This is a genomic window from Kitasatospora sp. cg17-2 (assembly GCF_054031055.1).
The window spans coordinates 6,100,658-6,127,337 of the sequence record NZ_CM132923.1 but is presented as its reverse complement, the minus strand read 5'-3'; the positions used below and the strand labels follow the sequence as shown (position 1 = coordinate 6,127,337).

23 protein-coding genes are annotated in these 26,680 nt (G+C 73.8%); 8 read left to right on the top strand and 15 right to left on the bottom strand.

Annotated features, from left to right (window positions below; translation table 11 throughout):
- Positions 1 to 108 precede the first annotated feature (108 nt).
- Positions 109 to 810, top strand: a complete 702-nt coding sequence (locus ACW14Y_RS25880; RefSeq protein ID WP_380387721.1) for a helix-turn-helix domain-containing protein — start codon at positions 109 to 111, stop codon at positions 808 to 810.
- Here ACW14Y_RS25880 and ACW14Y_RS25875 read toward each other — a convergent pair.
- The 4 genes from ACW14Y_RS25875 to ACW14Y_RS25860 all read right to left on the bottom strand — a co-directional run bounded on the left by ACW14Y_RS25875 (position 780) and on the right by ACW14Y_RS25860 (position 6,222).
- Positions 780 to 1,802: a trypsin-like serine peptidase gene (locus ACW14Y_RS25875; protein WP_456983627.1), complete on the bottom strand. Its 1,023-nt coding sequence runs from the start codon at positions 1,800 to 1,802 to the stop codon at positions 780 to 782. The two genes, ACW14Y_RS25880 and ACW14Y_RS25875, sit on opposite strands and share 31 nt — an antisense overlap.
- A 157-nt stretch (positions 1,803 to 1,959) precedes the next feature.
- The gene (locus ACW14Y_RS25870) at positions 1,960 to 3,426 is read right to left on the bottom strand and encodes an MFS transporter (RefSeq protein WP_456988250.1); all 1,467 of its coding nucleotides are present in this window, start codon (positions 3,424 to 3,426) and stop codon (positions 1,960 to 1,962) included.
- Positions 3,427 to 3,723: 297 nt separating this feature from the next.
- Complete coding sequence (locus tag ACW14Y_RS25865; protein ID WP_456983626.1) at positions 3,724 to 5,448, bottom strand: DUF885 domain-containing protein; 1,725 nt, start codon at positions 5,446 to 5,448, stop codon at positions 3,724 to 3,726.
- Between the two features lie 84 nt (positions 5,449 to 5,532).
- Positions 5,533 to 6,222 carry a rhomboid-like protein gene (locus tag ACW14Y_RS25860; RefSeq protein WP_380305666.1) on the bottom strand — a complete coding sequence of 230 codons (690 nt, stop codon included), beginning with the start codon at positions 6,220 to 6,222 and terminating at the stop codon, positions 5,533 to 5,535.
- A gap of 243 nt (positions 6,223 to 6,465) precedes the next feature.
- Between ACW14Y_RS25860 and ACW14Y_RS25855 the strand changes: the two genes are divergently transcribed.
- Positions 6,466 to 7,215 carry a TetR/AcrR family transcriptional regulator gene (locus ACW14Y_RS25855; RefSeq protein ID WP_456983625.1) on the top strand — a complete coding sequence of 250 codons (750 nt, stop codon included), beginning with the start codon at positions 6,466 to 6,468 and terminating at the stop codon, positions 7,213 to 7,215.
- A 134-nt stretch (positions 7,216 to 7,349) separates the two neighbouring features.
- On the opposite strand, the gene ACW14Y_RS25850 is transcribed toward ACW14Y_RS25855, so the two are convergent.
- Complete coding sequence (locus tag ACW14Y_RS25850; protein ID WP_380305662.1) at positions 7,350 to 8,210, bottom strand: fumarylacetoacetate hydrolase family protein; 861 nt, start codon at positions 8,208 to 8,210, stop codon at positions 7,350 to 7,352.
- A gap of 300 nt (positions 8,211 to 8,510) precedes the next feature.
- On the opposite strand from ACW14Y_RS25850, the gene ACW14Y_RS25845 reads away from it, so the two are divergent.
- Positions 8,511 to 9,212: an MBL fold metallo-hydrolase gene (locus tag ACW14Y_RS25845; RefSeq protein ID WP_380305660.1), complete on the top strand. Its 702-nt coding sequence runs from the start codon at positions 8,511 to 8,513 to the stop codon at positions 9,210 to 9,212.
- Here ACW14Y_RS25845 and ACW14Y_RS25840 read toward each other — a convergent pair.
- The 7 genes from ACW14Y_RS25840 to ACW14Y_RS25810 all read right to left on the bottom strand — a co-directional run bounded on the left by ACW14Y_RS25840 (position 9,168) and on the right by ACW14Y_RS25810 (position 16,173).
- Positions 9,168 to 10,382 (bottom strand): serine/threonine-protein kinase, encoded by a 1,215-nt coding sequence (locus tag ACW14Y_RS25840; RefSeq protein ID WP_380305658.1) that lies wholly within the window; start codon positions 10,380 to 10,382, stop codon positions 9,168 to 9,170. The genes ACW14Y_RS25845 and ACW14Y_RS25840 overlap by 45 nt on opposite strands.
- Positions 10,383 to 10,520: 138 nt before the next feature.
- Complete coding sequence (locus tag ACW14Y_RS25835; protein ID WP_340637150.1) at positions 10,521 to 11,510, bottom strand: ABC transporter substrate-binding protein; 990 nt, start codon at positions 11,508 to 11,510, stop codon at positions 10,521 to 10,523.
- 50 nt (positions 11,511 to 11,560) lie between these two features.
- Positions 11,561 to 12,313: an amino acid ABC transporter ATP-binding protein gene (locus ACW14Y_RS25830; protein ID WP_380305682.1), complete on the bottom strand. Its 753-nt coding sequence runs from the start codon at positions 12,311 to 12,313 to the stop codon at positions 11,561 to 11,563.
- Positions 12,314 to 12,393: 80 nt separating this feature from the next.
- Positions 12,394 to 13,410, bottom strand: coding sequence for an amino acid ABC transporter permease (locus ACW14Y_RS25825; RefSeq protein ID WP_380436553.1), 1,017 nt, complete (start codon positions 13,408 to 13,410; stop codon positions 12,394 to 12,396).
- A gap of 28 nt (positions 13,411 to 13,438) precedes the next feature.
- Positions 13,439 to 14,392 (bottom strand): ABC transporter substrate-binding protein, encoded by a 954-nt coding sequence (locus ACW14Y_RS25820; RefSeq protein ID WP_380305653.1) that lies wholly within the window; start codon positions 14,390 to 14,392, stop codon positions 13,439 to 13,441.
- A 120-nt stretch (positions 14,393 to 14,512) separates the two neighbouring features.
- Positions 14,513 to 14,998, bottom strand: coding sequence for a GNAT family N-acetyltransferase (locus ACW14Y_RS25815; RefSeq protein WP_380305651.1), 486 nt, complete (start codon positions 14,996 to 14,998; stop codon positions 14,513 to 14,515).
- Entirely contained in the window at positions 14,995 to 16,173 is a 1,179-nt protein-coding gene (locus tag ACW14Y_RS25810) for an LLM class flavin-dependent oxidoreductase (protein ID WP_380305649.1), read from the bottom strand. Before ACW14Y_RS25810 ends, ACW14Y_RS25815 begins: the two co-directional genes overlap by 4 nt.
- Positions 16,174 to 16,904: 731 nt before the next feature.
- Here ACW14Y_RS25810 and ACW14Y_RS25805 point away from each other — a divergent pair.
- Together ACW14Y_RS25805 and ACW14Y_RS25800 are read left to right on the top strand one after the other, a co-directional pair.
- Positions 16,905 to 17,960 carry an amino acid ABC transporter permease gene (locus ACW14Y_RS25805; RefSeq protein ID WP_456983624.1) on the top strand — a complete coding sequence of 352 codons (1,056 nt, stop codon included), beginning with the start codon at positions 16,905 to 16,907 and terminating at the stop codon, positions 17,958 to 17,960.
- Entirely contained in the window at positions 17,957 to 19,942 is a 1,986-nt protein-coding gene (locus ACW14Y_RS25800) for an FAD/NAD(P)-binding protein (protein ID WP_456983623.1), read from the top strand. The genes ACW14Y_RS25805 and ACW14Y_RS25800 overlap by 4 nt, the downstream gene beginning before the upstream one ends.
- Positions 19,943 to 19,964: 22 nt before the next feature.
- Here the strand turns inward: ACW14Y_RS25800 and ACW14Y_RS25795 are convergent, their stop codons facing one another.
- Positions 19,965 to 21,800: a protein kinase domain-containing protein gene (locus ACW14Y_RS25795; protein ID WP_456983622.1), complete on the bottom strand. Its 1,836-nt coding sequence runs from the start codon at positions 21,798 to 21,800 to the stop codon at positions 19,965 to 19,967.
- 231 nt (positions 21,801 to 22,031) lie between these two features.
- On the opposite strand from ACW14Y_RS25795, the gene ACW14Y_RS25790 reads away from it, so the two are divergent.
- Together ACW14Y_RS25790 and ACW14Y_RS25785 are read left to right on the top strand one after the other, a co-directional pair.
- Positions 22,032 to 24,317 carry an FdhF/YdeP family oxidoreductase gene (locus ACW14Y_RS25790; protein WP_456983621.1) on the top strand — a complete coding sequence of 762 codons (2,286 nt, stop codon included), beginning with the start codon at positions 22,032 to 22,034 and terminating at the stop codon, positions 24,315 to 24,317.
- Between the two features lie 34 nt (positions 24,318 to 24,351).
- On the top strand, positions 24,352 to 24,954 hold the full coding sequence (locus ACW14Y_RS25785) for a CatB-related O-acetyltransferase (protein WP_380305639.1): 603 nt from the start codon (positions 24,352 to 24,354) through the stop codon (positions 24,952 to 24,954).
- Between the two features lie 120 nt (positions 24,955 to 25,074).
- Here the strand turns inward: ACW14Y_RS25785 and ACW14Y_RS25780 are convergent, their stop codons facing one another.
- Positions 25,075 to 25,560: a DUF6879 family protein gene (locus ACW14Y_RS25780; protein WP_456983620.1), complete on the bottom strand. Its 486-nt coding sequence runs from the start codon at positions 25,558 to 25,560 to the stop codon at positions 25,075 to 25,077.
- A 231-nt stretch (positions 25,561 to 25,791) separates the two neighbouring features.
- Positions 25,792 to 25,929 carry a hypothetical protein gene (locus tag ACW14Y_RS25775; protein ID WP_456983619.1) on the bottom strand — a complete coding sequence of 46 codons (138 nt, stop codon included), beginning with the start codon at positions 25,927 to 25,929 and terminating at the stop codon, positions 25,792 to 25,794.
- A 101-nt stretch (positions 25,930 to 26,030) separates the two neighbouring features.
- On the opposite strand from ACW14Y_RS25775, the gene ACW14Y_RS25770 reads away from it, so the two are divergent.
- Positions 26,031 to 26,438, top strand: a complete 408-nt coding sequence (locus ACW14Y_RS25770) for a DUF3592 domain-containing protein (RefSeq protein ID WP_456983618.1) — start codon at positions 26,031 to 26,033, stop codon at positions 26,436 to 26,438.
- Positions 26,439 to 26,680: the final 242 nt, after the last annotated feature.

Here is a 26,680-nt window from a genome sequence, read left to right as displayed (position 1 = left end):
CGATTCACGACATCGCATCGCAGTCGGCTGGCCGAACCGGTCGGACCGGGTTCCGGCCGTTACCGGGAACGACGGCCGACCGGGCGGCACGCCGTGGGGAGGGCGGCAATGGCGCGACGCAAGAAGGCGGTGCCCCAGGCGGCACCGCACTACGAACTGGCCCACTGGCTGCGCGCCCTGCGCGCGGAGTCCGGCCTCACCTACCGGCAGATGGCCGACCGGATCGCCCGCTCGGGGTGCTCGCCGGCCACCCTGTCACGGGCCGACAGCGGTTCCGCCCTGCCCCGGCTGGGGGTGGTCGAGGCGTACGCGGCGGCCTGCGGGGCCTCGGTCCGCGAGGCGCGGCAGCGCTGGGAACGGGCCGCCACCGGCACCGGCACGGCGGCGGCCCGCGCCGAACGGCGGCCCGGCGCGGCGGCCGCGGGCGGGAGGGCCCGAAGACTCGAACTGGTCTACGAGCCGGCCCACTTGCTGGAGGCGATGCACCGGCTGCGGCTGGCGGCCGGGCAGCCCTCGCTGCGCGAACTCCAGGAGCGGGCCCGCACCGGCGGCTTCGGGGCGCTGCCGCGCAGCAGCCTGGCGGACGTGCTGGCCGGGCTCCGGATGCCGTCGGAACCGCTGCTGGTCACCTACGTCCGCTGTTGCGGCATCCCGGGGGACCGGATCGCCGCCTGGCGCGCGGCCTGGTTCCGGGCGGTCGGCAGCTGCGGACCGGCGGCGGTTCCGGCCGCGGTCGCCCGGGTCCGCCCACTGCCCCGGCACCGGACCCGCTACGGCGGTCAGGAGGCCGCCGCGGCCGCCTCGGCGTAGAGCGCCGCGACGGTGTGGTCGAAGTAGGCGCTGTAGGAGGTGTCGTCGGTGTCGCCGCCCTGCTGGTAGCCGCCGATGGCGCCGACGACATGGCCGGTGGCGGTGGAGATCCAGGGGCCGCCGCTGGTGCCGCCGGGGTAGTCGGGGCAGTCGACTACACGCTGGTAGGTGCTCTGACGGCCGGTGGTGTTGGTGCACAGCAGGGGCGACTCGCCGCCCGCCGGGTAGCCGTAGAGCCGGACGGTGGCGCCGAAGGGCTCGTCGGTGCCGAGCGTGTTGCCGCCGACCACGTCCTCGACCCGGCGGCCGGTGGCGTCGGCGGCGGTCTCCAGGACGGCGAAGTCCTCGTCCGGGTCGCCGCCGCGGGACCAGCCGGTGGTGGTGTGCACGGCGGTGACCCGCCAGGTGCCGTACGGCGCCCTGCCGTCGCGGTAGCCCGGGGCGAAGACGACGCCGCTCGGGTCGTCCAGGCAGTGGGCGGCGGTGAGCAGCAGGTTCCCGGTGGTGCTGTGCAGCACGCTGGCGGTGCAGAAGTGGTTGCCCGGGCGGACGGCGCCGGTGAACAGGGCGCCGACGGTGGCCGCCTCGGGGGTGGCCGGGGCGGTGGCGGTGGTGCCGAGCGGCCCGTCGGCGGGGGTGGGGGCCGCCGTCGTGGGCGCGGGCGGGGCCGTCGTGGCGGCGGGGGTGGCCGCGGCCGGTTCCGAGGCCGAGGGCTCCGAGAGTTCCGCCGGCGCCGTCGGTTCCGAGGGCTGCGCGGCCGCCGACGGCTCCGTGCCGGTGACCGGGACGGCGGCGGGCACGGTCGGGGTGCCCGGGACCGGCGGCGCGACGGCGGCCGAGGTGGCCGGGGAGGCCACGGCGGTGGCCCGCGGGGTCAGGCTGTGGGTGCCCACCACCACGACCGCCACGGTGAGGACGGAGAGCGCCGTGGTGACCAGGGTCGGCGCCAGGAGACGGCGGCGGCGGGGGGTACGGCGGCGGTGCTGGCCCATGCTCGGTCGGCTCCTGCCCTGGTCGGCGGCGGTGCGGGGTCGGTCCCGACTATGGCGCCCCGAGCTGGGAGGGTCGTGATGCGTCGCTGGGAACGGCATGAGAATTCAGCCGCTCGCCCCCGTCCGGGAGGTCCTCGGACGGGGGCGACGGTTCGGGTCAGGTGGCCCGTTGCTGCTGGTGCGCCGCGGTCCGGGCGGGCGCTCCGGCGCTCGCCGGGGTCTCGGCCGCGGTGCCGGTCGCCCCGGTGGCCTCCCCCGGCGCGGGCCGGTGGTCGATCATCAGGAAGGCGATCAGCGCGGCCAGCAGCAGGATGCCCATGGCGACCCAGGTGGCGATCACGTAGCCGTGCACCGCGCCCTGCGCCTGGACCGCCGGGTCCCCGGCGGTGGTGATCCGGGCGGCGATCCAGCTCGCCGTGGCGCTGGCCGCGATGGTGTTGAGCAGCGCGGTGCCGAAGGAGCCGCCGACCTGCTGGGCCGAGTTGATGGTGGCCGAGGCGGCGCCGGCCTCGTGCGGCGCGACGCCGAGGGTGGCCAGGCTCATCGACGGCATGAAGATCAGGCCCATGCCGAAGCCGAGCAGCAGTTCGGCGGGCAGCACCATGCCGGCCCAGGGGCTGTCCACCTTCATCTGGGTCAGCCAGGCCATGCCGGCGGCGGCCAGCAGCAGCCCCGGTCCGATCAGGTTGCGGGACGGCACCCTGGTCATCAGCCGGGCCGCGAAGCCGGTGGAGCTGATGACGATGGCCGCCGTCATCGGCAGGAAGGAGACTCCGGACATGACCGGCGAGAAGTGCTTGATGACCTGGAGGTAGTAGGTCAGGAACAGGAACAGGCCGAACATGCCGATCATCGCCAGGCCGACCGAGAGGGCGGCGCCGCCGCGGTTGCGCTCGGCCACGATGTGCAGCGGCAGCAGCGCGTGCGGGGTGCGCTTCTCGACCAGGACGAACACCACCAGCAGCAGCACGCCGAGCCCCAGCGAGCCGAGCACCAGCCAGTCGCCCCAGCCTCGGGTGACGGCCTCGGAGGTGCCGTAGACGATGGCGAGCAGACCGCCGCAGCCGAGTACGGCGCCGGGCAGGTCGAGCTTGGTCCGGGTGTCCTTGCCGATGTGGTCGCGGGTCAGCACGGAGAACGCCGCGAAGGCGGTGGCGATCGCGATCGGGGTGTTCACGAACAGGCACCAGCGCCAGTTCAGGTACTCGGTGAGGAGGCCGCCGAGGAGCAGTCCGATCGCGGCGCCGCCGCCGGCGATGGCACCGAAGATGCCGAAGGCGGTGCTGCGTTCCTTGGGATCGGTGAAGGTCGTGGAGAGCAGTCCCAGGGCGGACGGGGCGAGCAGCGCGCCGAAGGCGCCCTGGAGGGCGCGGGCGGCGAAGAGCATGGTGGGGCCGCTGGCGGCGCCGCCGATCGCCGAGGCGAGGGCGAAGCCGAGCAGGCCGACGGTGAAGACCCGCTTGCGGCCGAAGAGGTCGCCGAGCCGGCCACCGAGGAGCAGGAGTCCGCCGAAGGCCAGCGTGTAGGCGGTGATCACCCACTGCCGGTCGGCGTCCGAGATCCCGAGATCCTTCTGGGCCGACGGGAGGGCGATGTTCACGATGGTGATGTCGAGGACGATCATCAGCTGGGCGATGGCGATGACGGCCAGGGCCCACCAGCGGCGGGAACCCGCCGTTCCATGACCGGTGGCAGCTTGGGCTTGGGAGGACACGTCGGGAGCCTTTCCGGAGGGGAGCGGAGAGGTCACGCAGTCGCCTTCAAGCCAAACTCGCCTCGCGGCGAATGGCAAGGAAAAAGCTCACCAAATCGGTTGAAATGGGACCAAAGAACCAGATCGACCGGGACCAGGGCCCGAGTGGACCGAGGCCCCGGGACCGTGCCCGGGGCCTCGCGCCACACGTCGGGCCCTGTCGAGGCTCTAGAGCACGGACAGCTCCGCGACCAGGTCGTCCAGGCCCAGCGAGCCCTGCGACAGCGCCGCCATGTGCCAGGCCTTGAGGTCGAACACCTCGCCGCGCGCCTCGTGCGCCGCCCTGGCCGCCGCCCGCCCGCGCAGCCAGGCCCGCTCGCCCAGCTTGTAGCCGATCGCCTGGCCGGGCAGGCCCAGGTAGCGGACCAGCTCGCTGTCCAGGAAGTCGGCGGACAGCCCGCAGTAGCTGCCGAAGAACTCCCGGGCGGCGTCCGGCTCGACCCGCTCCCCCGGGCGGTACGGCGAGTCGGCCGGGAAGTCCAGGCCGGCGTGCATGCCGATGTCGACGATCACCCGCAGCGCCCGCATCATCTGCGCGTTGAGGTAGCCGAGCCGGTGGCCCGGGTCGGTGAGGTAGCCGAGCTCGTCCATCAGGCGCTCGGCGTACAGCGCCCAGCCCTCCAGGTTGGCGCTCACCCCGCCGAGGCTGACCTGGTAGGTGGAGAGCCGGTCCGCGACGTAGTTCCACTGCGCGAGCTGCAGGTGGTGGCCGGGGACGCCCTCGTGGTACCAGGTCGAGACGAGGTCCCACTCCGGGAAGCGCTCGCGGCCGAGGGTGGGCAGCCAGGTCCGGCCGGGGCGGCTGAAGTCGAGCGAGGGGGCCGTGTAGTACGGCGCGGCGGCGCTGCCGGCCGGGGCGATCCGGGACTCGACCCGGGTGATCGGCTCGGCCAGGTCGAAGTGGATGCCCTGGAGGTCGGCGATCGCGCCGTCCATCAGCCCCTGGAGGAACTCCCGGGCGGCCTCGGCGCCGAACCGCGCGGGGCCGTCGGTCTCCAGCCACTTCATCGCCTGCATCGGGTCGGCGCCCGGCCGGACCTTCTCGGCCTCGACGCGCATCTGGGCCAGCAGGTCGTGGAACTCCTGCCAGGCCCAGGCGTAGGCCTCGTCCAGGTCCAGGTCGGCGCCGGTCCAGTAGCGCACCCAGCGGCCGTAGCGCTCGCGGCCGACGGTGTCCGGGGCATCGGCGGCGGCCGGGCCGTAGACCTCGCCCAGCCAGTCGCGCAGGGCCGCCAGGCCCTCGGCGGCGGCCGCGGCGTGGCCCGACAGCTCCGCGTGCAGCGGCTCGGGGGCCTCGCGGACCAGGTCGCCGAACCAGCCGCCCGGGGTGTCCACGGCCAGCCACTCGCCGAGCTGGCCGATCACGGTGGTCACCTGGCGCGGGCCGGAGAGCAGACCGCGGGCGATGCCCTCGGCGAGGGTCGCGCGGTACCCGGCGAGCGCCTCCGGCACCCGGGCGAGCCGGCGGCCGAGGATGCCCCACTGCTCCTCGGTGTCGGTGGGCATGAGGGTGAAGACGTCACGGAGGTTGTGCAGCGGCGAGCCCAGGTTGTGGACGGCCCGGAACCGCTCGCCCGCGTCGTGGACGGCGAGCTCGGCGACGAGCCGCTCGCGCAGCAGGCGGGCGCAGCGCCGTTCGGCCTCGTCCCGGGCGGCGTCGGCCGTACCGGCCTGGTCGAGTGCCGCCTCGGCCTCGTCGAGCCGGGCCAGGGTGGAGCGTCCGAGGTCCGCGATCGCCTCGGCCCCGGCCGGGGAGAGGTCGGGGAGGCGGTCGTCCTCGGGGTTCAGGCCCAGATACACCGCGGTCAGCGGGTCGAGCTCGGCAAGGTCCCGCACATAGGCGTCGGCGACACGGCGGGGGGTGGTGCCGTCGGAGCTGATCAGTTCAACCATCCGGACATCATTTCGTGGCGCGCGCCGTTTGCAAGCCCCTACCCGGTGGCATGGACCGGCCAATTCATTGGGGTCGGCGCCCGCTCACCCGCCCGAGTACCGCCGCCACCGGCGCCGCAGCGCCCGACCCGGGTCCCAGCGGGACCGTCCGTGCGCGAAGCGGAAGAAGCAGAGACCGATCAGTACGGCGCTGAAGTGCCCGAGGTCCGTGAACGTGTGCGAGACCACCAGGGGCACCAGGTAGAAGACGACGACCCCGGCGCCGTAGAGCCACCGCCAGCCGCCCGCGAACCGGTAGGTGAGCACCGCGACCACCCCCGCCAGCGCGTACGAGACCCCGACGTCCACCGTCTCGGCCATGCTCCGCTGCAGGGTCCCCCGGACGATCCCCCAGGCGACCACGCCCTCGCTCACCAGGGTCGCCAGCACGTGCGCGGTCGCGGCGACCACGAACCAGCGCGCGGTGCCCAGCCAGCGCTCGGCGTTGGCGTGGAACACGGTGAACAGCACCGCGTACAGCGGCCAGCTGGACGTCTCGGTCCACAGCGCGCTCGCCACCAGCGCGTGCACCGGACGCGAGCGCAGCTGCTCCAGATTGGTCGAGCGGGCGGCCAGGAACCAGTCCAGGGTGTGCTGGTCCATCCGGGCCACCACCAGACTGGTGACCCCGAGGACGAACAGCCACAGGTACGTGCCCGGCGCCGAGCGCACCCACGCCAGGAGCGCCCCGCGCAGGCGGCGCGCGCGGGGCGGCCGTTCCAGCGTGTGCGCCATCCGGCGGGCCTCCTCGGCAGGGCGGCGGGGTGCGTCCCATCATCCTCGGCCGGGGGCCGGTGGCGCGCCTCCCGGGGGCGTCCCCCGGGGTCGCCCCCGGGCCGCCCCGGCACGGCCCCGGGCGGACCGCCGGGCGGGCCGTCCCGGGGCCCGGGGCGACCGCCCGGACAGGCGCAAACGCCCGTTCGGAAGATCGGTGCACGCCCGGCTCCGATCCGGCCCGGGGCCGTTACGCTGACCGGCATGGAAGCCAGCTCAGCGCCCGTACCGCCAGCTCCCGAACCGGCCCCCAGGGCGCGGCGCGCCGGGTACCGGCGGCTGCCGGTGCAACAGCGGCGCGAGCAGCTGATCGCGGTGGCCCTGGAGCTGTTCGCGCACCGGGCGCCCGAGGAGGTCGGGCTGGACGACGTGGCGCAGGCCGCCGGCGCCTCCCGGCCGCTGGTGTACCGCTACTTCGCGGGCGGCAAGCAGCAGCTGTACGAGGCCGCGCTGCGCAGCGCGGCCGAGGAGCTCACCGGTCGCTTCGTGGTGCCGCTCGCCGGGACCCCGGCCCAGCAGCTGTCCGCCGTCCTGGAGAGTTACTTCGCCTTCGTCGCCGAGCACGGCACCGGCTACTCGGCGCTGCTGCGCGGCGGCTCGGTGGTGGAGACGGCCCGCACCTCGGCGATCGTGGACGACGTCCGGCGGGCGGCGCTGAAGCGCACGCTGCGCCACCTCGGGGTGCGGCAGGCCGGGCCGAGGCTGACCCTGCTGGTGCGCTCGTGGATCGCGGTGGTCGAGGGGGCCTCGCTGAGCTGGCTCGACGAGGACCGGGAGGTCCCGGCGGACGAGCTGCGGGAGTGGCTGGTGGACCAGTTCGTGGCGATGGCGGCGGCGACCTCGCTGCACGATCCGCAGACCGCCGAGGTGCTGGCCGGGCTGCTGGCCCTGGAGGGCGCGGACTCGCCGCGGACGGCCCGGCTGCGGGCGGCACTGGGCGGCCCGGCCGAGTAGTGCGCCGGACGCGCGGCGCCGGACGGGATCCGGCCGAGTGGTGCGCCGGACGCGCGGCGCCGGACGGGATCCGGCCGAGTGGTGCGCCGGACGCGCGGCCCGACCCCCGTGCCAAGGGTCGGGACGGCCGAGCCCTACGCCTTGCCGAGCACCTGCCGCTGCCGGCCGAGCCCGTCGATCTCGATCTCGACGATGTCGCCGGGAGCCAGGTACGGCGTACCCGGGCGGCCCAGGGTGACCCCGGCCGGAGTACCGGTGACGATCACGTCCCCCGGCTCCAGCACCATGAACTGGCTCGCGTAGCGGACCAGCTCCAGCACCGGGAAGACCATCCGCTCGGTGGAGCCGTCCTGGCGCAGCTCCCCGTTGACCCACAGCCGCAGCGGCAGCCGCTGCGGATCGCCCACCTCGTCGGGGGTGACCAGCCACGGCCCGAGCGGGGTGAAGGTCTCCGCCGACTTGCCCTTGTCCCACTGGCCGCCGCGCTCGAACTGGAAGGCCCGCTCGGTGACGTCGTTGGCGATCGTGTAGCCGGCGATCACCGCGGCCGCCGCCGCGTGGTCCGGCAGGTAGCGGGCGGTCCGGCCGATCACCACGGCCAGCTCGGCCTCGTAGTCGGTCTTGTCGCCGCCGCGCGGCACCAGCACCTCGTCGTACGGGCCGACCACGGTCGAGCCGGGCTTGAGGAAGATCACCGGCTCGTCCGGGATCGCCGCGCCCGCCTCGGCCGCGTGGTCCCGGTAGTTGAGGCCGATGCCGACCACCTTGCCGGGGCGCGGCACCGGCGGGCCGACCCGCTGCCCGCCGATCTCGGCCACCGGCAGCCGGCCGGCCGCCACCTGCCCGGCCAGCGCGGCCGCGCCGCCACCGGCCAGACCGGCGAGGAAGCCGCCGTCGATGTCCGCGGTCACCCCGGAGAGGTCGTACGCGGTGCCGTCCTGGCCCAGCGCGACCGGGCGTTCGGCGCCCGGCGGGCCGACACGGAGAAGCTTCATCCGATCCCCACCTCCTAGTTCGTCGAGTTCGTCGAGTACGTCGCAGCTCGCCGGGCTCCGGACCCGGGCCGCCCGGAGGCGGCCCGGACCGTGCCCGGCCCCTGTGCTGCGAGGTATATCAACGGCGCGCCGCCCCGGACCAGACCGTCCCGATCGGCGAAATCCTCCCAACCGTCCGAGCCCGGTACCGGCCGCGCTGGGTGCCCGTACGGTTGACAGCCGGCCGACCGTCCCGCCGAGTCGTCACGCCAGGGGCGAACATCCGCTCGAACGGCCGCCGCCCGGGGCAGGATCGGTCCCATGGAGATCACCCGGATCCGCCCCGAACTGACCGTCGTCACCCTGGACTTCGGCGCCGTCTACCTCTGGCGCGACGAGGACGGCTCGCTCACCCTGATCGACACCGGCGCCGCCGGACACGCCGACATCATCGAGGAGGCGATCCGCGCCGACGGCGCCGACCCCGCCGCCCTGCGCACCATCGTGCTCACCCACTACCACGAGGACCACGCCGGATCGGCCGCCGAACTCTCCCGGCGGCTGGGCGCCGAGGTGGTCGCCCACCGGCTGGAGGCCCCGGTGCTCCGCGGCGAGCAGCTCCCCCGGCCGATGGTGCTGAGCCCCTTCGAGCAGGAGATCTGGGACAGCCTGCCGAAGCTGCCGCCCGCCCCGCCGTGCACGGTCCACCGCGAGGTGACGGACGGCGAGAAGCTCGGCTTCGGCGGCGGCGCGGTGGTGGTGCACGTGCCGGGCCACACGGACGGCTCGATCGCGCTGCACCTGCCCGAGCGGGGCGTGCTGTTCACCGGCGACCTCGCGGCCAACGTCGAGCACCGCACCATGCCCGGCGTCTTCAACGCCGATCCGGCGCTGGCCGTGGAGTCCTTCCGCCGACTGTCCGAACTGGAGGCCGACACGGTGCTGTTCGGGCACGGCGTGCCGATCGCCGAGGGCGGCTCAGCCGCTCTGCGCCGTGCCGTCGAGCAGCTCGGCCAGCACTAGCGGACGGGCCGGGTCGGGCGCGGCGTCGGCGCTGTCGCGCTCCCACCGCTCCAGGTCGCGCCCGACGTCCTCACGGGCCCGCGGGTGGCCGTCCAGCGCGGGCAGCAGCTCGCGCAGCAGGGCGACGGCCGCCCGCGGCCGGCCGGAGCGGGCCAGCCACAGCGCCAGGTCGTGGCAGGTGCGCAGGGTCCGGGGGTCGGCCGGCCCGAAGGCCCGGGCGAACTGCGGGATCAGCCCGACCAGTTGCTCGGCGGCCCGCTCGGGCGAGCCGGCCGCGCCGCGCCGCCAGGCGTCGTCGGCCTTCTGCCGCAGCGCCTCCGGGTCGCTGCCGCCCTTGCGGTCCCGCAGCGCCTTGAGGTCGCGCAGCCGCTGCCGGACCTCGGCGGCGTCGGCGGGCCGGTCCGCCGCCTTCTTGGCGAGCAGTTGGAGGATCAACCGGTCCAGGGCCGGGTCCGCGGTGTCCGGGGACAGCGGCTGCTCGTTGAGGTGCGCGTACATCATGGTGACGGCCTGGTCGGCGTCGAACGGGCGGCGGCCGGTGCACAGCTGGTAGAGCACCACGCCGAGGGCGTAGAGGTCGGCCCGGCCGTCGATCGGCAGACCCGCCCAGCACTCCGGCGCCAGGTAGACCGGCGTGCCGATGACCACGTCGGTGGAGGTGAGTCCGCCGGCGGCCGGCTGGGAGAGCAGCCGGGCGATGCCGAAGTCCAGCACCTTGGCCTCGCCGCCGTCGGTGATCATGATGTTCTCGGGCTTGATGTCCCGGTGCACCACGCCGTTGCGGTGCGCGGCGTCCAGCGCCTTGCAGATCTGCCGCACCCAGCGCAGCGAGACCGCCGGCTCCGGCAGGCCGTCGCGCATCACCTGCGCCAGCGAGCGGCCCCGGACCAGCTCCATCACCAGGTAGTGGGTCGACCGCGCGCCGTCCTGCACCCGCCCGTAGTCGTACAGGGTGACGATGTGCGGATTGGACAGCAGGCCGACCGTCCTGGCCTCGCGGATGAACCGGCCGACCGCCTCCTCGTCCCCCGCCTTCTCGTCGGAGAGCACCTTGAGCGCCACCGCCCGACCGATGGTCTCGTCGTGGGCGGCCCAGACCACACCGAACCCGCCCCGGCCGAGCTCCCGGTCCAGCCGGTAGCGGCCGCCCACGACATCGCCCGCCTGCATGCGTTCCCCCACCAAGTCCGCCGGAATCGAACACCGTTCATCCTGACCGGGTCACGATAGCGGCGGGGAGCGGCACCCGGGTGAACGACCCCGGGACCGCTCCCCCGCGGCGGTCCCGGGGCCGCCCCCGGGACCTCGCTACGGCTGCTTGGGCTTGGGCAGGCCCACCGGGTTGACCTCGGAGGTGGGCACCGCCTCGGCGTCCAGGCCCCAGCGCTTCAGCACCTGGGCGTAGCTGCCGTTCCTGATCACCTCGTTGATCGCCCCGTTCAGTGCCCCGACCAGGCCGCTGTCCTTCTTCGTGGTCGCCCCGATCTTGCCGAGCACCTCGGCGCCGCCGCCCGAGTAGGTGCCGATCACCTCGGTCTCGCCGGTCTGCACAGCGTGGAAGGCGGCCACCGGGTTGGGGCCGACGTAGGCGTCGATCCGGCCGGAGGAGAGCGCCAGGTAGTAGTCCGAGGAGTTCTGGTAGTACTTGATGTCGGCCGCCTTCAGACCGTTCTTGGTGTTCTCCTCGTTCCAGGCGATCAGCAGCTTCTCCTGGTTGGTGCCGGAGGCGACGGCGACGGTCTTCCCGGCGATGTCCTTGGGCCCGGTGACCTTCCAGCCGCTGCCCTTCTTCGCCTCGAAGCCGAGGATGTCCAGCCGGTAGGTGGCGAAGTCGTACTTCTCCTTCCTGGCCTCGGTGACGGTGATGTTGGAGATGCCGACGTCGTACTTGCCGCTGTCCAGGCCGACGAAGATGTTCTCCCAGGAGACCGGGTTGAACTCGACCTTGAGGCCGAGCACATTGCCGAGCAGCGAGGCGATGTCCGGCTCCACGCCGATCACCGTCCGGTCGTCGTTGGCGTAGAAGTCCAGCGGTGGCGTGGTGCCGAGCGAGTCGACCACGGTCAGCGTCCCGCGTCTCCTGATCTCCTCCGGCACCAGGGCGGCCAGGGCGTCCACCTTGGGCGTGGTCACCCGGTTCTGCTGCGGGGTGAGGTTGACCGCGGTGCCGTTCGGGGCGGTGCTGCCCTTGGCGGGAGCGAGGTCCGCCGCCGCGTCCGTGGAGCTGCCGCAGGCGGCCAGGGTGAGGGAGGCGGCGAGCGCGGCGGCGGTCACGAGGGCGCGACGGGGTAGGGACATGGCGGAACTCCTGCGGGTGAAGGGGGAAGAGGGTGGGGGGGTGGGTGGACTCAGAGGACCTTGGCCAGGAAGGCCCTGGTCCGCTCGTGCCGCGGCTCGTCCAGGACGGCCTGCGGCGGGCCCTGCTCGACCACGACGCCGCCGTCCATGAAGACCACGGTGTCGGCGACCTCGCGGGCGAAGCCGATCTCGTGGGTCACCACGATCATCGTGGTGCCGGCCCGGGCGAGGTCCTTGACGACGTCGAGCACCTCGCCGACCAGCTCCGGGTCCAGCGCCGAGGTCGGCTCGTCGAACAGCAGCACCTTGGGCTCCAGCGCCAGCGCCCGGGCGATCGCCACCCGCTGCTGCTGGCCGCCGGAGAGCTGCCGGGGGTAGGCGTCGGCCTTCTCGGCCAGGCCGACCCGCTCCAGCAGCTCCAGCGCCCGGGCCCGGGCCTCGGCCTTCGGCCGGCGCAGGGCGCTGACCGGCGCCTCGACGATGTTCTCCAGCACGGTGAGGTGCGGGAAGAGGTTGAAGTTCTGGAACACGAAGCCGATGTTGGTCCGCTGGCGCAGGACCTCGCGCTCCTTGAGCTCGTGCAGCTTGTCCCCGGCCCGGCGGTAGCCGATCAGCTCGCCGTCGATCGCGACGAAGCCCCGGTCGACCTTCTCCAGGTGGTTGATCGCGCGCAGCAGGGTCGACTTGCCGGAGCCGGACGGCCCGAGCACCACGGTCACCGAACCGGCCGGGACGTCGAGGTCGACGCCGCGCAGCACCGCGTTCGGGCCGAAGCTCTTCCAGAGGCCGCGGACCTGCACCATCGACGGCGCGTCGGCCGGCCCGACGGCGGACGGCTCCCCGGCCGGGGTGTCCTGGACGCGCGGTTCCTTGACGACGGTGCTCATGAGCGGCCTCCGAGGGCGACGGCGGTGGCGGTGCGGGCGCGCAGGCCCCGGACGAGGGAGCGGGCCCGCTGGAGCGGGGTGGGCGGCGGGGTGCGGTCGGCCCCGCGGGCGAAGTACCGCTCGACGTAGTACTGGCCGATCGACAGCACGGTGGTCAGCAGCACGTACCAGACGGTGGCGACCATCAGCAGCGGCACCACCCGGCCGGTCCGGCCGTACACCACCTGCACCTGGTAGAAGAGTTCGCCGATCGCCATCACGTAGACCACCGAGGTGCCCTTGAACAGCGAGATCACCTCGTTGGCGGCGGACGGCAGGATGCCGCGCATCGCCTGCGGCAGGACGATCCGCCAGGCCTGCCGCCAGCGCGGCACGCCGAGCGCGGCGGCCGCCTCGCGCTGGCCGGGGTCGACGGCGATGATGCCGCCGCGGATGATCTCGGCGGCGAAGGCGGCCTGGTGCAGCCCGAGGCCGAGCACGGCCGCGCCGAGCGCGCCCAGCACCCCGATCGTCTCGAAGTCCCCGAAGGTGGGCCCGAACGGGACGCCGAAGCCGAAGCGCTTGTAGAGGTAGGAGAGGTTGAACCAGAAGACCAACTGGACGATCAGCGGGATCGAGCGGAACACCCAGACGTAGGCCCAGGCGACGGTCTGCAGGATCGCGCTGCGGGAGAGCCGCATCGCGGCCACCACGGCGCCCAGCAGGAAGCCCAGCACGGTGCCGTAGGCGGTGAGTTCGACCGTGCGGCCGACCGCCCGCAGGATGGTGTCGGCGGAGAAGTACACCCGGAAGGTGGCCCAGTCCCAGCCGGGGTTGGTGGCCAGGCCGTGGGCGAACTGGGCCAGTACGACGAGGGCGGCGAGGCCGGCCGCCCAGCGCCAGGGGTACCGGGCGGGGACGGTGCGCAGTCCGTGCAGTTCGCCGAGGTCCAGCAGGGCGGCGGCGGGCGCGCGGTCGGGTTTCGAGCGGGACGGGGCGCCGGCGGCGGTGGCGTCGGCGGTGGCGGTGGTCATGGGGGACTCCTCCCGGAGGGACAGGGGATCACGCGTGCTCGGGCGGGCTGATCAGGGACTCCTTGACGGCCGAGTCCGTCACCCCCCACTTCTTGAGGATCCGGTCGTAGGTGCCGTCCTTGATCAGCTCGTTGACGGCCGCCTGGAAGGCCGGGGTCAGCGCCGAGCCCTTCTTGAACGCGAAGCCGACGTCGAGCCGGTGGAACTCGCCCAGGAACCTGGTGCCGGAGGCCTCCTGGGCGGCCTGGTAGCGCAGGCCGTTGATGGTCGACATCACGACGTCCACCCGGCCCTGCTGGAGGCTGGTCAGCGTGGCGCCGTTGTCGCTGAACGCCTTGACCTCGTAGGGCTGCTTGCCGGCGTCGGTGCAGACGTTCTTCTTGGCGTTGAGGGTGGTCTCGAAGGTGGTGCCGGCGCCGGTGCCGATGGTCAGCCCGCACAGCTGGACCAGGTCGGTGATCGGCTTGACGGCGGTGTTGTCCTTCTTGACCGCGAAGCCCTGGCCGTCGTCGATGTAGGTGACGAAGTCGATGGTCTTCAGCCGGGCCGCGGTCACCCCGAAGTTGCCGGTGCCGACGTCGTACTTGCCGCTGTCGAGGGCGGGCAGGATGGTCTCGAACGCCGCCTCCTCGCGCCGCACGGTCAGGCCGAGCAGGCGGCCCACGGCGTCGCCGAAGTCGATGTCCACCCCGGCGGCCTTCTTGGTGGCCTGGTCGGCGTAGAAGGCCGAGGGCGGGGCGCCGATCGAGGAGCCGAACTTCACCGTCCCGGCGGCCCGGACGTCGGCGGGCAGCAGCGCGGCGGCGGTGTCCGACTTCTTGAGGCCGGAGACGAGGTCCTCGGCGGCGGCGGAGGCGGCCGGCCGGGCGGAGCCGCCCGCCGCGGTGCCGGTGCTCGGGTCCGAGCTGCACGCGGCCAGGGCCAGGACCGGCAGCAGGGCGGTGGCGGCGAGCAGCCGGGGGCGGGCGGTGGTGGTTCTCACGGAGGTGCCTTTCGGGAGGTACGGGGGCGGTGCGGGTACGGCGGGTCCAACGTGCGGCGCGGGCTCGACGTGCGGTGCGGCGGGCTCGACGTGCGGTGCGGGCTCGGAGGAGGTGCGGGCTCAGAGGAGGTGCTTCTCGAACGGCAGCGGTCCGATCGTCAGCGGATCGGCCTCGACGTCGAACAGCGCGGTGTAGCCGGAGGCCAGGTACAGCCCCCTGGCCTCGGGCTGGAGCGGACCGGTGGTGAGGAAGATCCGGTCGTAGCCGGCCCCGGCGGCGGCCCGCTCCAGCTCGGCCAGCACCCGGCGGGCCAGCCCCCGGCGGCGGTGCGCCGAGGCCGTCCACATCCGCTTCACCTCCGCCGTCCGCTCGTCGTACCGCTTGTACGCGCCGCCGGCCACCGGCTCGCCGTCCTCCAGCAGGAGCAGCAGCAGGCCGTGCGGCGCGGTCCAGCTGTCCGCCGGGTAGCGGGTCATCTCCTCGTGCGCCTCGGGGCCGTAGCGGCGCACGTACTCCTCGGTGAGCTCGCGCACCAGCGGCTCGGCGAGCGGGTCGTCGATCCCGACCCGGCGGACCTCGACGTCGAGCGCCGGTGCGCCGCTCACGCCTGGGCCGCGATCAGCTGGTGCCGGTCGTGCTCGGCGCGCCCGGCCCGCTCGGCCTCCGCCGCCGCCTCGGCCGCCGCCCTGGCCGCGTCCCGCTTGGCGACCTCCTCGCGGACGATCGGGATGACGTGCCGGCCGAAGTCGATCGCGTCGTCCACCAGGTGGTAGCCGCGGGCGGAGAGGATGTCCACGCCCAGGTCGTAGTAGTCCAGCAGCGCCTGGGCGACCGTCTCCGGGGTGCCGACCAGGGCGTTGGAGTTGCCCGCCCCGCCGGTGGCGGCGGCGGTCGGCGTCCACAGCGCCCGGTCGTAGCGCTCGCCGGCCTCGGCGATCTCCAGCAGGCGCTGCGAACCGGCGTTCTCGGGCCCGGTGCCGGCCGGACGGCCGCGGCGGATCAGGTCGCCGCCCTCGCGCCGGGCCTTGATCGCGGCGACCGTGCGGTGCGCCTTCTCCCAGGCCAGTTCCTCGGTCGGCGCGATGATCGGCCGGAACGCCACCTGGATCCGCGGCGCGTCCGTCCGCCCGGCCTGCTTGGCGGCCTCCAGGACCCGCTCGATCTGCTCGGCGGTGCGGGCCAGCGGCTCGCCCCAGAGGCAGTAGATGTCCGCCTCGGCGCCGCCGGCCGCGTACGCCGCCTCCGAGGAGCCGCCGAAGGAGACGCCCGGCCGGGGCTCCTGCACCGGGAAGACGTCGGAGACGAAGTCCTTGAAGCGGTAGTGGGTGCCCTCGTGGTCGAAGGGCTCCCGGCTGGTCCACGCCTTCTTGACGATCCGGATGTACTCCCGGGTGCGGTCGTAGCGCTCGTCCTTGGTGAGGAAGTCGCCCTCGCGCTGCTGCTCGTGGTCGTTGCCGCCGGTGATGAAGTGGACGGTGAGCCGGCCGTCGCTGATCCGGTCCAGGGTGGCGAAGGTCTTGGCGGCGAAGGTCGGGTACGAGACGTTGGGGCGGTGGGCGAGCAGGATCTGCAGGCGGTCGAGGCGGGAGGCGATGAACGCGGCGGCGGGCGCCGGGTCCGGCGAGCCGGAGCCGTAGGCGAACAGCACCCGGTCCCAGTCGTGGTCCTCGTGGGCGCGGGCCAGCTTCAGCGTGTAGTCGCGGTCGAACGCGGCCGTGGTGCTCGCGGTGGTCTCCGTACCGTCGGCGGTGGCGGCGATGCCGAGGAATTCGACGGGCATGGCGGCGGAACCTTTCGGATCGTCCGCGGGCCGGCCGGGCGGGCAGCCGGTGGCGCGGAAGGGTGGGGGAAGGCACGGGGCACCGCCGGCCGGCGGCCGGAGGGCGGTACGGAGCAGAGCGCGGTACGGAACGGAGGGCGTCAGCCGTACAGGGCGGGACGACGGGAGGTGGCCACGGGCACGTGACGGCCCGGGGCGGTGCGGAGGACTGCCGGAGCGCAGCGGAGCGGGGAGGAAGCGGAACGGGCGGCAGCGCGCGGTCGACGAGCCGTCAGGACGTGACGGCTCTCCCGGCCCGGGACGGGGCACCGAGGGAGGTCGCTCCGGAGGAGGACGGGGCCGGACGAGCGGCCCGCTGCCGGGTCAGCCGCGACACGCCGCGGACCACACTCGACCGAAGTCGATGTGGTCGCGGGTGACCAGGGGCTGCTCGGCGTACATGGCCTCAAGTTGAGCAGTGAACCTCGCACCCGTCAACCGTCCTCCATTACCGCTCTGTTGCGATCTCCTGTCGCCACGCGACACCTCCCGCGCCCCCGGCGTCCCGTCACCGACGACCCTTGACACCCGCCGATCGCGCACGCGTACGATCGAAAGCGGAGTGCAGTGCCCCGCCGGACGCGTTGAGGGACGCGGGCCGGCCGCAACGGCCGTACGTGACCACGCCGTACCCCGCCCCGTGTGCGCCCGCGCGCATCCCGCATCTCCGCCCTCCCGCCTGGAGCCTCCGCATGGCCACCCCGCCGGACGTCCTGACCGCCCCCGCCGCCTCCCCGCTCCTCCCTGTGCCGACCCGCAAGGGCACCGCCGCCGCCACCGCCCCCGACCCCTGGGCCGCCACCGCCCGGATCGTGCCGCGCCGCCGCACCGGGCAGTGGGTCTCCGCCGCCGTCGCCCTGCTGCTGTTCGCCATGGCGGTCAACTCCCTGGTCCACAACAAGGCGTTCCAGTGGAGCGTGGTCGCCGAGTGGTTCACCGCCACCTCGGTGATGAACGGCCTCACCCTGACCCTCTGGCTGACCGCCGTCACCCTCGGCCTCGGCTTCGTGCTCGGGACCGTCCTCGCCACCATGCGGCTGTCCGCCAACCCGGTGCTGCGCACGCTCAGCTGGATCTACATCTGGATCTTCCGCTCCACCCCCGCCCTGGTGCAGCTGCTGCTGTTCTTCAACATCGGCGCGCTGTACCCGACCCTCGGCCTGGGCATCCCGTTCGGCCCGGAGTTCGTCACCGTCCGCACGGTCAACCTGTTCGGCCCGACCTTCACCGCCGTGGTCGGGCTCACCCTGCTGGAGGCCGCGTACGCCGCCGAGGTGGTGCGCGGCGGCATCCTCTCCGTCGACCGGGGCCAACTGGAGGCCGCCGCCGCGCTCGGCCTCGGCCGGTGGCGGGTGCTGCGCCGGATCGTCGTCCCGCAGGCGATGCGCTCGATCGTGCCGACCGCCGGGAACATGCTGATCAGCGCCCTCAAGGGGACCAGCATCATCAGCGTGCTGGCCGTCTCCGACCTGCTCTACTCGGTCCAGCTGGTCTATCTGCAGTCGTACCAGGTCATCCCGATGCTGATGGTCGCCACCCTCTGGTACGTGGTGATCACCACCGTGCTCTCGGTCGGGCAGTACTACGTCGAACGCCACTTCGCGAAGGGCGCCACCCGCGAGGGCCTGCCGCCCACGCCGCTGCACCGGGCCCGCGCCGCGTACCGGCGGCTGCGCGCCACGGCGGACGAGGCCGGCACGGGGAAGGCCACCACCGGCGGGGCCACCACGGGGAAGGCCGCCCGATGAGCGCCGTCCTGGTCGTCGTCGGCGCCGGGCCGCGCGGCACCGGGGTGCTGGAGCGGATCGCCGCCAACGCCCCCGAACTGCTGCCCGCCGACCGGCCGTTGCACATCCACCTGGTCGACCCGCACCCGCCCGGCGGCGGCCGGATCTGGCGCCACGAGCAGTCCCCGCTGCTGCGGATGAACTCGATGGCGGAGGACGTCACCATGTTCACCGACGAGCGCTCGACCCTCGACGGGCCGGTCCGCCCCGGCCCCTCGCTGGCCGAATGGGCCGCCCACCCCGAGGAGTTCGCCCCCCACCGGGAGATCGCCGACCCCGCGCTGCGGGCCGAACTGCGCACCCTCGCGCCCACCGACTTCCCCACCCGGCGGGCCCAGAGCGCCTACCTGGACTGGGTGTTCCGGCGCGCCGTCGCCGACCTGCCGCCGCACGTCACCGTCACCGTCCACCGGGACACCGCACGGCGGATCGAGGGCCCGGCGGACGGCCCGCAGCTGGTCCACCTCTCCGACCGGGTGCTCACCGCCGACCACGTCCTCCTCACCCTCGGCCACCTCGACTCCACCCCCGACCCCCGCTACGCCGCCGACGCCGCCTTCGCCGCCCGGCACGGCCGCTTCCACCTGCCGCCCGCCCACTCCGCCGACGTCGCCGCCGAACTGGAGCGCATCGCCCCCGGCGAGCACACCGTGCTGCGCGGCTTCGGGCTCGCCTTCGTCGACCTGGTCTCGCTGCTCACCGAGGGCCGCGGCGGCCGCTTCGAGCAGGCGGCCGACGGCGGCCTGGTCTACCGGCCCTCGGGCCGCGAACCGGTCGTCCACGTCGGCTCGCGGCGCGGTGTCCCGTACCACTCCAAGACCGGCTACCGCCTGGTCGGACCGCCGCCGCCGTTCCCCCGGTACTTCGACGCCACCGCCGTCGACGCCCTGCTGGACCGGCCAGGAGCGATCGAACTGCGGCGCGACGCCTGGCCGTTGATGGCCAAGGAGATCGCCTTCGGCCACTACCACGAGCTGTTCCACGCCCACCCCGGGCGCACCGCGCTGCCCTGGGCGGAGTTCCTCGACGGCCTCGACGCGCACCCCTGGGCGTCCCCGGAGCTGGGCGCGCTGGTCGAACGCGCCGTCCCCGACCCGGCCGACCGGCTCGACCTCGAACGCCTCGACCACCCGCTGGCCGGCCTGGAGCTCGGCTCCGCCGAGGAACTCCAGCACTACCTGCGCCGCTACATCGCCGAGGACGCCGACCGGCGCGCCGACCCCGCCCACAGCGCCGACCTCGGCGCCTTCCTCGCCCTGCTCTCGCTCTTCGGCCAGCTGCCCCGGATCCTCGCCTCCGGCCGGCTCACCGCCCGGTCGGTGGGCGAGGAGGTCGACGAGTGGTTCTTCGGCTACTTCAGCTACCTGGCGTCCGGCCCACCCGGCTTCCGGCTGCGGCAGCTGCTCGCGCTGTCCGAGGCGGGCGTGGTCCGCTTCCTCGGCGCGGGCGTCCGGGTCGAACGGGACGAGCGCACGGGCAACTGGCTGGCCTCCGGCGCCACCGTGCCCGGCCGCACCGTCGCCGCCACCGCCCTGGTCGAGGCGTACCTGCCCAAGCACGTGCTGGACCGCACCCGGGATCCGCTGCTGCGCGAACTGCACCGGGCCGGGCGGATCGTCGAGGAGGTGGTCAGCGACCCGGAGCACACCCACCGCTCGGGGCTGCTCACCATCCGGCCCCGGGACGGCCGCGTGCTGGACCCGGCCCTCGGCGGGGAGCCGCACCCGCGGCGCACCGCGCTCGGCCCGCACACCAGCGTGCGGGCGGCGGCGGCGTTCGCCCGGCCGCGCACCGACTCGCCCGGCTTCCGGCAGAACGACGCGGCGGCGCGGGCGCTGCTGGGCGCGCTCGCCCAGGTGGGGGCGGCGGCGGAGGTGACGGCGGCGGAGGTGGTGGTGGCGACGGAGGTGACGGTGGCGACGGAGGTGACGGTGGCGGTCTGAACACTCCGGCGCGCAGGCCGCGTCACGGCCCGTAGATCTCCTCCACCAGGTCCTCGGCCGTGACGTGGTCCGGCGCGGCGAGGATCCACTCGCCGATCTGCTTGATCCCGGTGCCCCGCTCCAGCGCGTCCAGACAGGCGTCCGCCTCCTTCTCCGAGGCGAACTCCCAGCTCAGCACGCGCCGGATCAGCACCAGCGCCTCGGCCGGGTGCATCCGCGGCCGCTTGCCCGGCTTCGGCCGCCCGGCCGGGGCGGCCGCCAGCCGCTGCTGGCGGGCGGCGAGGTCCTGCCAGGCGTGGACGGTCAGGGGGTGCTGCTCGCCGAGGACGGCGACCAGCTCCGGCAGCAGGGTGCGCAGCTGGTGCACGGCGCCCTCCAGGTCGCCCCGCTCCGCGGTGTACGCCGCCAGGTCGTGCCGCGCCTGGAGCACCCGCGGGTCGTGCGGCCCCCAGGCGGCGTGCAGCTCCGGCAGCAGCTCGGCGAGCCGGCGCAGCGCGCTGACCGTCTCGCCGCTCTCGCCGATGCAGCGGAGCAGGTGGTAGCGGGCGGTGAGGGTGTCCGGGTCGGACGGGCCGAGGGCGAGCCGCAGGTCCTCGGCGACGGTGGACAGCAGCCGGATCGCGCCGTCCACGTCCCCGGTCCGGCTGAGGAACCAGGCGAAGTCGCGCCAGGCGGAGAGGGTCTCGCGGTCGCCGGGGCCGAGCACGGCCAGCGCCTCCTGGGCGAGCGCGTGGAGCTGGGCGGCGGCCTCCTCGGGCGTCGCCGCCCGGTGCGCGGCGCTCCGGCGCTCGCTCAGGGCGGCGCGGGCGGCCTCGTGCGGCGACGGCGAGGGCAGGGCGCCCGGGGGCGTGGTGAGCGGCGGCAGCACCATCGGCGCGAACACGACGGGTGGCGGGAGCACCGGCACCGGGCCGAACACCACGGGCGGCGGGAACACCGGGACCGGCGGGACGAGCACCACCACCGGACCGAACCCCGGCTGCTCCGCGGGCGCCTCCGCAGGTGCCTCCGCGGGTACCTCCGCCGCCGGCTCCCGCTCCCCCGCCCCCTCCAGTTCCGCGAGCCGCCGCTCCACCGTCCGCGCGTCCGCCGGGCGGTGCTCGGGGTCCTTCGCCAGCAGTTCGGTGACCAGTCCGGCCAGCTCCGCCGGCAGCCCGAACTCCGCCGGGTCCAGCGCCGGCGGCGGCGCGTTCAGGTGCTGGTACATCAGCACCGGCGTCGAGTCGCCGCTGAACGGCCGCGCCCCGGTGCAGAGTTCCACCAGGACGCAGCCGAGGGCGTAGAGGTCCGCCCGGCCGTCCACCCGGCCGCCGGTCCAGCGTTCCGGCGCCATGTACGCGGGGCTGCCGACGACCGTCCCGGTCGTGGTCAACCCGCCCGCCCCGATGTCGAGCTGGGCGATGCCGAAGTCCAGCACCTTCACCGTGCCGGCCTCGGTGACCATGATGTTCTCGGGCTTGATGTCGCGGTGCACCATGCCCGCGTCGTGGGCGGCGGCCAGCGCGGAGCAGATCTGCCGCCCCCACCGCACGCTCCGCTCCGGACCGGGCGGGCCGTCCCGGAGCACCGAGGTCAGGGTGCGGCCGGTGATCAGCTCCATCACCAGGTACGTCACCCTGCGGCCGCCCAGCTCACCCTCGCCCAGATCGTGCACGGTGACGATGTGCGGGTGCGAGAGGTTGCCCGCCGCGCAGGCCTCGCGGACGAACCGGAGCGCGGCCTTCTGCTGGTCCTCGCCGTGGTGGTTGATCACCTTGACCGCCACCGGGCGCCGCATCCGGGAGTCGAACGCCCGCCACACCACACCGAAGCCGCCCTGGCCCAGCCGCTCCACCAGCTCGTACCGACCGTCGAGCACGTCGCCGACCATCACCCGCCCCACCCCCGCACTCGTGCCGCCTCCGCACTCTATCCACGGGACCGCCCGCTCCGGCCGTCCCGTCGCCCGCTCTTTCTCCCGCCTCCACTTCCCGCCCCCGCTTCCCACCTTCGGCCACATCTCCCCTGCCGCCCGCGAGTGCCCTGGTGGGAGGATGGCAACGGGCCCCGCGACGACGCGTCGGCCGCACGCACGACGAGGAGCGCAGTCATGGCCAAGCAGGCCCCGCAGAGCGATCCGGCGCAGGACGCCCCCCGGGTGTCCGCGCCCCAGCACGCGGCCGCCGGGCTGCCCGCGGTCGGCCACAGCCTGCGGATGGCCGCCGAGCAGATGGGGGCCCGCCGCACCCTCAGCACCCTGCTCAAGGTCAACCAGCCCGACGGCTTCGACTGCCCCGGCTGCGCCTGGCCCGAGCCGGACAAGACGCACACCGCCGAGTTCTGCGAGAACGGCGCCAAGGCCGTCGCGGAGGAGGCCACCGAGCGCCGGATCCGCGCCGAGTTCTTCGCCGCGCACCCGGTCGCCGAGCTGGCCGAGCGCTCCGGCTACTGGCTCGGCCAGCAGGGCCGGCTCACCGCGCCGATGCTCCTCGACGAGGGCGCCACCCACTACACCCCGATCTCCTGGGACGACGCCTTCGCGCTGATCGCCGAGGAGCTGCGGGCCCTGGACACCCCGGACGGCGCCGCGTTCTACACCTCGGGCCGGACCAGCAACGAGGCCGCGTTCGCCTACCAGCTGTTCGCCCGCCGGCTCGGCACCAACAACCTGCCGGACTGCTCCAACATGTGCCACGAGTCCTCCGGCTCGGCGCTGACCGAGACCCTGGGCGTCGGCAAGGGCAGCGTCAGCCTCAAGGACCTCTACCAGGCCGATCTGATCATCGTCGCGGGCCAGAACCCGGGCACCAACCACCCCCGGATGCTCTCCGCCCTGGAGCGGGCCAAGCGCGCCGGCGCCACCATCGTCAGCGTCAACCCGCTGCCCGAGGCCGGGCTGGAGCGGTTCAAGAACCCGCAGCAGGCCCGCGGCCTGGTCGGCCACGGCACCAAGCTGACCGACCTCTTCCTGCAGATCCGGCTCGGCGGCGACCTCGCCCTGTTCCGCGCCCTGAACCAGCTGATCCTGGAGAAGGACGCCGTCGACCACGCCTTCGTCGCCGAGCACGGCCACGGCTTCGAGGAGTTCGCCGCCGAGGCCCGGACCACCTCCCGCGAGGAGGTGCTCGCCGCCACCGGCCTGCCGTGGGAGCAGATCGAGGAGCTGGGCCGGATGGTCCTCGCCTCGGAGAAGGTCATCGTCTGCTGGGCGATGGGCCTCACCCAGCACAAGCACTCCGTGCCGACCATCCGCGAGGTGGTCAACTTCCTGCTGCTGCGCGGCAACGTGGGCCGCCCCGGCGCCGGCGTCTGCCCGGTGCGCGGCCACAGCAACGTCCAGGGCGACCGGACGATGGGCATCTTCGAACGGCCCTCCGCGGCCTTCCTGGACGCCCTCGGCCGCGAGTTCTCCTTCGAACCGCCGCGCGAGCACGGCTTCGACTCGGTCGACACCATCCGGGCCATGCGGGACGGCCGGATCGGCGTCTTCTTCGCGATGGGCGGCAACTTCGTCGCCGCCACCCCGGACACCGAGGTCACCGAGGCGGCGATGCGCCGCTGCCGGCTGACCGTGCACGTCTCCACCAAGCTCAACCGCTCGCACGTGATCACCGGCGCCCGCGCGCTGATCCTGCCCACCCTCGGCCGCACCGACCGGGACGTCACCGCACGCGGCGCCCAGTTCGTCAGCGTCGAGGACTCCATGGGCCAGGTCCACTCCTCGCGCGGCGGCCTGCGCCCGCCGGCCCCGGGGCTGCTCTCCGAGGTCGCCATCGTCTGCCGCCTCGCCCGCGCCGCCCTCGGCCCGCAGGACACCGTGCCGTGGGAGGACTTCGCGGACGACTACGACACCCTGCGCGACCGGATCGCCCGGGTCGTCCCCGGCTTCCAGGACTTCAACGACAAGGTCCGCCGCCCGGGCGGCTTCACCCTCCCGCACGGCCCGCGCGACACCCGCACCTTCCCGACGGCGACCGGCAAGGCCAACTTCACGGTCAACCCGCTCACCGCCCCCGAGGTGCCGGAGGGCCGGCTGCTGCTGCAGACGCTGCGCTCGCACGACCAGTACAACACCACCATCTACGGCCTCGACGACCGCTACCGCGGCATCACGGGCGGGCGCCGGGTGGTGCTCGTCAACCCGGCGGACGCGGAGGAGTTCGGCCTGTCCGACGGGCAGTACGTGGACCTGGTGAGCGAGTGGAAGGACGGCGTGGAGCGCCGCGCCCCGCACTTCCGCGTCGTCCACTACCCGGTGGCGCGGGGCGGAGCGGCCGCGTACTACCCGGAGACGAACGTGCTGGTGCCGCTGGACTCCACGGCGGACGTCAGCAACACCCCGACGTCGAAGGCCGTCGTGATCCGCTTCGAGCCGGACAGCGGCGCCGGTGCCTGATCCCTCCGGCCCTGACCCGACGGTCCTTCACCCGATGCCGGAGCAGCCCCGCGTGGTGCTGCTCCGGCCGCTGGTGACCTCGCCGCTGATCGAGGTCGGCGAGTTCACCTACTACGACGACCCGGACGACCCGACGGCGTTCGAGACGCGGAACGTGCTGTACCACTACGGCCCGGAGCGGTTGGTCATCGGCAAGTACTGCGCCCTGGGCACCGGCGTCAGGTTCATCATGAACGGCGCCAACCACCGGACGGACGGCCCGTCGACCTTCCCGTTCCCGATCATGGGCGGCGCGTGGGCCGATCACTTCGACCTGCTCACCGGCCTCCCGAACCGTGGCGACACGGTGGTGGGCAGCGATGTCTGGTTCGGCAACGGTGTGACGGTGATGCCGGGCGTGCGCATCGGCCACGGCGCGATCGTGGCGACGGGCTCGGTGGTCACGGCGGACGTCCCGGACTACGCGGTTGTCGGCGGCAACCCGGCCCGGGTGATCCGCCGGAGGTACGAGGAGGGCGACGTCGCCCGCCTGGTGGCCGTGGCCTGGTGGGACTGGCCTGCTGAGCACATCACCGCCCATGTGCGGACGATCATGTCCGGGACGGTGGAGGAGTTGGAGGCCGTGGCTCCGGCGTAGGAAGTCGGCCCGTCCGACTTCCTGTGCCAGCACGTACTCGAACACGTACAGCTCTGCACTCTCCTGGTTGTGCCTCGCTCGGGTCCGAGCGAGGCACAACCGGGAAGTCCCAGGCCGGGTTCACGTGCCGTACTTGGCCCACCATTCCGCGAAGGGCACCGCATGCGCCATCGCGGTGTCACGGTAGGCCCTGAACTCTGCCACCCGGCCGCCGTCGGGGAAGTCGACGCCGAGGTACTCGCCGTCGGCGCCGTAACGCGGCGCCGCCACGGTCTCGTCGTCGAACAACCAGAACTCCGGCGCCTGCGCGATCGGGTTCTCCTGCTCGGTGACGTCCAGGACGTAGTACTCCTCACCGGCGGCCATGTGCCGGTTCGATCCCCATTCGAGGTCAGCCTCGACGCACGGACCGAGCGGGCGCGTCAGCAGGTGAACGCGGTACATGCGCTTTCCGGCCCGCCGGGCCGCCATCACCACTCTGGACCAGGTGCCGGTGCGGTACTCGTCCGGCCAGGCCGAGCCGTGTTCGCCGAGGATCTCCAGCCGGAACGCCTCCCGGCCGAACTCCGAGAGCCAACCACCGGGAACAACGGGTGAGGTCGACACGACCAGCCTCTCCTGCGGGACCACCGTGCGCACGACGATCCCGCCCGACACTTCCCCTGGTCAACCCCCGGGCGAAGCCGCAGCAGTTCAACCCGCAGGCGCCCCGACCGACTCCCGCCCAGAGGAAGTCGGCCAGGCCGACTTCCCAGTCCGCCTCTTGCCCTCGCCCGGAGGAACAGCGGCCAGTTGACGGCTGGCCCCTCGCTCGGACCGAGCGAGGGGCCAGCGAGATCACGCGGGCTGGTCGCATCCGCCGGCCTTGATCGATTCGAGCAGGCTGGGGAAGGCCGCAGGATCCGCGCCGAGGATCGTTCCGGGCTCATCGGACTCCCGCAGTTCCACCACCTCACCGCGAACACGGACCTCCACGCACTAACCCCCGGCCACGGCCGACCACCCCAGACTCCCCTGTCATCTCCTATGCCTTTGTCCGGCCGATCAGTCGAGTCGTGGACCCTAGACTCCGGTCCATGAACGTTGTGGCTGGCGCCTTCGGCTGCCTGCTCGGCCTCGGTGCTTGCTACGGCGCACGGGAGACCGGCCGGGTGTACCGAATACGGAATCACGGTGTGCGCACCGTCGGCGAGGTCGACCACATCCGAACCGACACCGATGGAGACGGAGCCCTCCAGCACCACCCGGTGGTCCGCTTCACCCTTCCGGACGGCCGGACGGTGTTGGCGGAGAGTGCCACCGGGATGCCAGGCTTCAGCCCGCTCAGCCCGGGCGAACAGGTCGAGGTCGCCTACCACCCCCGCCGACCCGAACTGATCGTCATCCCCGACTTCGACGGGCCCGCCAACCCGTGGCTGTACGGCTGCCTCACGTTGTTCCTGGCCGGCTTCTCCGCCCTGCTTCTGTACGCCGCGGTCATTTAGCTCCCGATCGGCCGAACAGCGCCCAGTGGCGCATCACTCGGCAGGAAGTCGGTTCGGCCGACTTCCCACTACAGCTCTGCCCACGTCGGGGCGCCCGGGTCCCGCTGCCTCTCGCTCGGCCCGAGCGAGAGGCAGCAGCCTGGCCCAGGAAGTCGGAACCACCGACTTCGTGCACTCGCGGAGCGGGCAGTGGGAAGTCGGCAGGGTCGACTTCCCACTCCCCGCCCGCCCTGCCTCAGCCG

Excerpts from the sequence above, each read along its gene's own strand:
- ACW14Y_RS25850 (WP_380305662.1), bottom strand. The coding sequence starts at position 8,210 with ATGAAGCTTCTCCGTGTCGGCCCGCCGGGCGCCGAACGCCCGGTCGCG.
- ACW14Y_RS25810 (WP_380305649.1), bottom strand. The coding sequence starts at position 16,173 with ATGCCCGTCGAATTCCTCGGCATCGCCGCCACCGCCGACGGTACGGAG.
- ACW14Y_RS25880 (WP_380387721.1), top strand. The coding sequence starts at position 109 with ATGGCGCGACGCAAGAAGGCGGTGCCCCAGGCGGCACCGCACTACGAA.
- ACW14Y_RS25855 (WP_456983625.1), top strand. The coding sequence starts at position 6,466 with ATGGAAGCCAGCTCAGCGCCCGTACCGCCAGCTCCCGAACCGGCCCCC.
- ACW14Y_RS25865 (WP_456983626.1), bottom strand. The coding sequence starts at position 5,448 with ATGGTTGAACTGATCAGCTCCGACGGCACCACCCCCCGCCGTGTCGCC.
- ACW14Y_RS25770 (WP_456983618.1), top strand. The coding sequence starts at position 26,031 with ATGAACGTTGTGGCTGGCGCCTTCGGCTGCCTGCTCGGCCTCGGTGCT.
- ACW14Y_RS25825 (WP_380436553.1), bottom strand. The coding sequence starts at position 13,410 with ATGACCACCGCCACCGCCGACGCCACCGCCGCCGGCGCCCCGTCCCGC.
- ACW14Y_RS25805 (WP_456983624.1), top strand. The coding sequence starts at position 16,905 with ATGGCCACCCCGCCGGACGTCCTGACCGCCCCCGCCGCCTCCCCGCTC.
- ACW14Y_RS25860 (WP_380305666.1), bottom strand. The coding sequence starts at position 6,222 with ATGGCGCACACGCTGGAACGGCCGCCCCGCGCGCGCCGCCTGCGCGGG.
- ACW14Y_RS25845 (WP_380305660.1), top strand. The coding sequence starts at position 8,511 with ATGGAGATCACCCGGATCCGCCCCGAACTGACCGTCGTCACCCTGGAC.
- ACW14Y_RS25875 (WP_456983627.1), bottom strand. The coding sequence starts at position 1,802 with ATGGGCCAGCACCGCCGCCGTACCCCCCGCCGCCGCCGTCTCCTGGCG.
- ACW14Y_RS25785 (WP_380305639.1), top strand. The coding sequence starts at position 24,352 with ATGCCGGAGCAGCCCCGCGTGGTGCTGCTCCGGCCGCTGGTGACCTCG.
- ACW14Y_RS25790 (WP_456983621.1), top strand. The coding sequence starts at position 22,032 with ATGGCCAAGCAGGCCCCGCAGAGCGATCCGGCGCAGGACGCCCCCCGG.
- ACW14Y_RS25840 (WP_380305658.1), bottom strand. The coding sequence starts at position 10,382 with ATGCAGGCGGGCGATGTCGTGGGCGGCCGCTACCGGCTGGACCGGGAG.
- ACW14Y_RS25800 (WP_456983623.1), top strand. The coding sequence starts at position 17,957 with ATGAGCGCCGTCCTGGTCGTCGTCGGCGCCGGGCCGCGCGGCACCGGG.
- ACW14Y_RS25830 (WP_380305682.1), bottom strand. The coding sequence starts at position 12,313 with ATGGTGCAGGTCCGCGGCCTCTGGAAGAGCTTCGGCCCGAACGCGGTG.
- ACW14Y_RS25870 (WP_456988250.1), bottom strand. The coding sequence starts at position 3,426 with ATGATCGTCCTCGACATCACCATCGTGAACATCGCCCTCCCGTCGGCC.
- ACW14Y_RS25835 (WP_340637150.1), bottom strand. The coding sequence starts at position 11,510 with ATGTCCCTACCCCGTCGCGCCCTCGTGACCGCCGCCGCGCTCGCCGCC.